Source organism: Dietzia sp. B44 (assembly GCF_014145245.1).
Taxonomy (GTDB): Bacteria; Actinomycetota; Actinomycetes; order Mycobacteriales; family Mycobacteriaceae; genus Dietzia; species Dietzia natronolimnaea.
In genome coordinates this window covers 1-5575 of sequence record NZ_JAALEF010000353.1, presented here as the reverse complement: position 1 = coordinate 5575, position 5575 = coordinate 1, and the positions used below count along the sequence as shown (strand labels likewise).

General features: G+C 71.6%; 5 protein-coding genes. 2 read left to right on the top strand and 3 right to left on the bottom strand.

The genetic code is table 11. From position 1 onward, the window contains the following. Positions 1-1023: family 43 glycosylhydrolase (locus tag G6017_RS11750; RefSeq protein WP_182617495.1), on the bottom strand; the 1023-nt coding region annotated here is incomplete at its 3' end. Positions 1024-1098: 75 nt separating this feature from the next. Continuing rightward, a complete protein-coding gene (locus G6017_RS11745) occupies positions 1099-2742 on the bottom strand; it encodes an AMP-binding protein (RefSeq protein WP_107748805.1) in 1644 nt (547 codons plus the stop codon). Positions 2743-2884: 142 nt separating this feature from the next. Between G6017_RS11745 and G6017_RS11740 the strand changes: the two genes are divergently transcribed. Both G6017_RS11740 and idi read left to right on the top strand, forming a co-directional pair. Then, positions 2885-4024 carry an acyl-CoA dehydrogenase family protein gene (locus G6017_RS11740; RefSeq protein WP_107748804.1) on the top strand — a complete coding sequence of 380 codons (1140 nt, stop codon included), beginning with the start codon at positions 2885-2887 and terminating at the stop codon, positions 4022-4024. Positions 4025-4068: 44 nt separating this feature from the next. Next, positions 4069-4623, top strand: coding sequence for an isopentenyl-diphosphate Delta-isomerase (gene idi, locus G6017_RS11735; protein ID WP_017835303.1), 555 nt, complete (start codon positions 4069-4071; stop codon positions 4621-4623). Between the two features lie 69 nt (positions 4624-4692). Here idi and purD read toward each other — a convergent pair. Further along, positions 4693-5575 (bottom strand): phosphoribosylamine--glycine ligase (purD, locus tag G6017_RS11730; RefSeq protein WP_182617493.1); only part of this gene is annotated, 883 nt, incomplete at its 5' end.

Genomic DNA, 5575 nt, shown 5'->3' with positions numbered 1-5575 from the left:
GGCGGACCGGGTCGAGGACGGGGTGCCGTCCCCGACCACGGGCCACCCGCCGACCCAGTCCAGGCGGTCGAGCATCATGTACCGCCGCTGCACCCCGTTGGGGAGCACGGCGCTGCCGCGGGGGGCGGCGTGATAGAGCATCCAGTCCTGCCCCGCGTCGTCGGTGGTCACGTCGACGTGACCCGGTCCCACCCAGTCGGCGTCACCCTTGAGGATCACGTCGCCGGGCAGCGGGGAACCCGGCCCCTGCACCAACGGGCGCTGTTGCCGATCGGAGTACGGGCCCATCACGTCGTCGGCGCGGCCACCCAACACCCGGTACTGGGACTGCTCGCCGTTGCAACACAGTCCAGCACTGGTGAACAGGTGCGTCCTGCCCTCGCGGCTGACGATGGCGGGGGCCTCGACGCCCGTACCGGCCACCAGGACGGGGTCGCCGATCAGAGCTGTCCCCGCTGGGTTCATCCGCACCGCGTGGATCCCCTCGAAGTTCCCCATGAACATGACCGGGCTGTCGGCCGTGAACACCACCTCGGGGTCCATCGGATCCAGATCCCGATAGGGCGCGTCGGCCCCGTAGCAGACGATCGGCGCACCGCCGTGGGTCCACGGGCCCTCGATCCCGGGCGCGGTGGCCATCCCGATACAGGGGGCCGGCCCGCCGGTCGTGTAGTACATGACCGCTCCGGCGTCGGCGACGTGGACGACCGGCGCCCACAGGTACGACCCCGACGGTGCCCACGAGGGACGGGATCCGAAGGCGTCCCCCACGTACTCCCACTCGACCAGGTCGAAGGACCGGAAGTGCGGGACGAGCCGGTACCCGGCACCGTCCGACCAGTCGTCCGAGGACGCGTAGACGTGGAAGGCGCCGTCCGCTCCCCTCTGGACCGACGGGTCCGGGGCGATGGAGGAGATCACCGGGTTCGCGGCCGCGGGCACCGCCGCGGTGGCGGACACGAGGGGGACGACGACGGCCAGCGCGGCGGCGCCGAGGGCGCGCGCTCCTCGCGAGATTTTCATCGGCCGAGCATAGACCCATGAACCGTCTTTATGTGACCGTACGTAACTCCCGGTTGGAGCCCCGCTCCGCGCTCTCTATCTCGCCCCGCGCTCCTTGCGCAGCAGGAACCGCTGGATCTTGCCCGACGGCGTCTTGGGCAGCTCACGGGCGAAGTGGACCTTCCGGGGGAACGCGTGGGCCGCGAACTCCGTCTTGACCCACTTCTGCAGTTCCTCCGCCTTGTCGTCGTCACCCTCGACACCCTCGCGCAGCACGACGTACGCCTCGAGTACCTCACCGGCCAGTTCGTCGGGGACGCCGATGATCGCCGACTCCAGCACGTCCGGGTGCTTGGCCAGGACGGACTCCACGTCGAACGGGCCGATCCGGTAGCCGGACATGATGATCACGTCGTCGTCGCGGCTGGAGAAGTAGAAATGACCGTCGGCGTCGAGCTTGGCCGCGTCGCCCGTGTAGTACCAGCGGCCGTCCGCGCTGAACCGCTCGGCCGTCTTCTCGGGCGCGTCGTGGTACCCCGTGAACCACATGAGCGGGCTGGCGGGGACGTCGATCGCGACGCGGCCGAGCTCCCCCACCGGCGCGGTCTCGTCGGAGTCGGCCGCGAGCACGGTGCACCCCCACCCGGGAAGCGGCACTCCCATGGACCCGGGACGGACGTCCTCGCGCAGCGAGTCGTGCCAGGGGTTGATGATGAACATCCCGTGCTCGGTCTGGCCGTACTGGTCCCGGACCTCGACACCGAACTGCTCGATCGACCACTCGATCACCTCGGGGGTGAGCGGCTCACCGGCGGCGGAGGCCCGGCGGAGCCTCACGTCCGGCGCGATGTCGCGCTTGGCGCGCATCGTCCGGTAGACCGTCGGCGCCGCCGCGAAGTTGGTGACCCCGTAGTACTGCAGGACGGCGAACGCCAACTCCGGGGTGTATCGGGCGTGGAGGAGCAGGCTGCGGCGGCCCACCGCCAGCGGACCGAGGATGCCGTAGTAGAGGCCGTACGCCCAGCCCGGATCGGCACCGTTCCAGAACACGTCGTCGGCGCGCACGTCCAGACCGGTCTCGATGTACTGGTGGAACGCGGCGAGCGCGCGGACGGGGACGACGACCCCCTTGGGGGTGCCGGTGGTGCCCGAGGTGAAGAGCATCACCATCCCGGCGTCCGGGCCGGTGACCGCGGCGCCGCGACCGGGCTCCTGGTCGCCGACGATCGTGTCGAGGTCGAGGTCTCCCTCCCGGGCACCGGGGCAGTCCGCCAGCCCGGCCACGACCACCGGGACGGACGTGCTCTCGAGCTTCCCCCGCTGGTCGGCGTCGGACACGATCACCCGGGCGTCGCCGCCGGTGATCCGCATCTCGATGGCGGGCCAGGCGAACGCGGTGAACAGCGGCATGTGCACCGCGCCCAGGCGCCAGATCCCCATGAGCGTGAACACCAGGTCCGCGGACTTGGCCATGAGCGTGGCGACCCGGTCCCCCTCGCCCACACCGAGAGCCGCCAGGGCGGCGGCCACCTTCTCGCTCCCGACCTTCAGCTCGCCGTAGGTGATGTCGCGACCGGACAGGTCGGCGTCGATCACGGTGAAGGCCACGGCGTCGGGGTCGTGGCGGTCGCACAGGAACTCCGCCGCACTCGCACCGGGGACGTCGTAGATCGCCAGGAGCTCGTCCGGGGACAGGGGCGTGCCGGTGGGCGGCGTGGTCTCGGTCGTATCTGCAGACATGTCTGCAGATACTGCTGCAGAGGCCCGCCGCACACCACCCACCGACGGGCACCCCCGCTTTCGGGGCTGGTACGACTGCTCCGGAGCCGTGCACTCTAATGGGACCACCCGACGATTCCCGCACGTACCCGGAAGGACTCCCATGGCCGTCGACCGACTGCTCCCCAGCGACGAGGCGTACGAACTCCTCGACATGACCCGCTCGGTCGCGGACAAGCTGCTCGAGCCGATCGCGGCCGAGCACGAGCGGAACCACACCTATCCCGAGGGGCTCTTCGCGCAACTCGGCGAGGTGGGCCTGCTGGGGCTGCCCTATCCGGAGGAGTTCGGCGGCGGCGACCAGCCGTACGAGGTGTACCTGCAGGTGCTCGAGGAGCTCGGTGCCCGGTGGGCGGCTGTCGCCGTCGCGACGAGCGTGCACGGTCTGTCCTGCTTCCCCCTGGCCACCGCCGGCTCCGACGAGCAGAAGGCCGAGTGGCTGCCCGGGATGCTCGCCGGCGAGCAGATCGGCGCGTATTCGCTCTCGGAGCCACAGGCCGGGTCGGACGCGGCGGCGCTGCGGTGCCGCGCCGAGCGCGAGGGTGACGAGTTCGTGGTCACCGGCACCAAGTCCTGGATCACACACGGTGGGATCGCCGACGTGTACAACACCTTCGTCCGCACCGGCGAGGGGTCCCGCGGCATCTCGTGTCTCCTGGTCCCCCGCGACACCGAGAACCTGACGTTCGGGAAGCCCGAGGACAAGATGGGCCTGAACGGCGTGCCCACCACCACCGCCGCCTACGAGGGCGCCCGGGTCGACGCCGCCCGTCTCTTGGGCGCCGAGGGCGACGGACTGCGCATCGCGTTCTCCGCCCTGGACTCGGGCCGGCTCGGGATCGCCGCGGTGGCCACCGGCATCGCGCAGCGGGCACTCGACGACGCGGTCGCCTACGCCAATGAGCGCGAGGCGTTCGGCAAGACCATCATCGGCCACCAGGGCCTGGGCTTCCTGCTGGCGGACATGGCCGCGGCCGTGACCTCCGCCCGCGCCACGTACCTCGACGCCGCCCGGCGCAAGGACGCCGGCCGTCCCTACTCCCGCCAGGCCTCGATCGCCAAGCTCACCGCCACGGACGCGGCGATGAAGGTCACGACGGACGCGGTCCAGGTGCTCGGCGGCGTCGGCTACACCCGGGAGTTCCCCGTGGAGCGGTACATGCGCGAGGCCAAGATCACCCAGATCTTCGAGGGCACCAACCAGATCCAGCGACTGGTGATCGCCCGCGACCTCGCCGTCTGAGTCCCCGGCGGCCCGTCCGGCCCGGAGCGCCTAAGGTTGGCGGCATGTCCTCCCTCCCCGACGCCTCCGCTCCCGCGGGCACCGAGTACGTGGTCCTCCTCTCGGAGGACGGCCAGCCCGTCGGCACCGCGGACAAGGCCACCGTCCACACCACCGACACCCCGCTGCATCTGGCGTTCTCGTGCCACGTGGTCGACGAGGAGGGCCGCGTCCTGCTCACCCGTCGCGCGCTGCACAAGCGCGCCTGGCCGGGCGTGTGGACCAACTCGTTCTGTGGTCACCCCGCACCGGGCGAGGACCCCGCCGAGGCGATAGTGCGACGGGCGGAACAGGAACTCGGGACGCGCGTGGACGGGATCGAGCCGGCGTTGCCGGACTTCCGGTACCGGGCGGTGGACGACTCCGGGATCGTGGAGAACGAGATCTGCCCGGTGTTCACCGCCCGCATCCGCGCCGACCTGGCCCCGCGGGCGGACGAGGTGTGTGCCCACCACTGGGCCCGGCCCGAGGACGTGCGCAAGGCCATCGACGCGACGCCGTTCGCGTTCAGCCCCTGGCTGGTCGCGCAGGCGCCGCGCATGGCCCTCTACGCTCGTTGAGGACGGGCTCGTTGAGGACGGACGCGTTCAGCACGGCGGATCGGCCGTCAGCCCGGCGGGTTGCCGCCGTCAGCCCGGGATGCTGATGTGTCCCTCCTCGGCCGCCAGGCCGATGTCGCGACGGAAGTGACCGCCGCCCAGCTCGACCCCGTCGAGGATCCGGTAGGCCTCCGCGCGCGCGGCGGCGAGGTCGGGACCGGTCCCGACGACCGACAGGACCCGCCCCCCGGCCGAGACCAGTCGCCCGTTCTCGTCCCGGGCCGTCCCGGCGTGGAAGACCCCCGGCTGCTCGGCGCCCTCGATCACGTCCCCCCGGCGTGGCGAGGACGGGTAGTTCTCCGCGGCCAGCACGACGGTCACGGCGGCGCCGTCGCGCCACACCAGCGGAGGCAGCTCGGCGAGACGGCCGGTGGCCACCGCGTGGAGGGCCTGCCCCAGGGGCGACTCCAGTAGCGCCAGGACCGCCTGCGTCTCGGGATCACCGAAACGGCAGTTGAACTCCACGACCTCGGGGCCGGACGTGGTGATCGCCAGACCCGCGTACAGGAGACCGGAGAAGCCGCATCCCCGTGCGACCATCTCGCGGGCGACCGGCTCACACACCTCGGAGACGATCCGGTCGACCATCCCCTGCGGCAGCCACGGCAGGGGGGTGTAGGCACCCATCCCGCCGGTGTTGGGTCCGCGGTCCCCCTCCCCGACACGCTTGTGATCCTGAGCGGGGAGGAGCGGGACCACCGTCTCGCCGTCCACGAGACAGAACAGCGACACCTCGGGGCCGTCGAGGAAGGACTCGAGCAGAACCGGGTGCCCGTCGTCCAGGCAGGCGAGCGCGTGGGCGTGCGCGGCGGCGCGGTCGGGCGTGACCACGACCCCCTTGCCGGCCGCGAGGCCGTCGTCCTTGACCACCCAGGTGGGGCCGAACCGGTCGAGCGCCTCGTCCAGGTCGGCG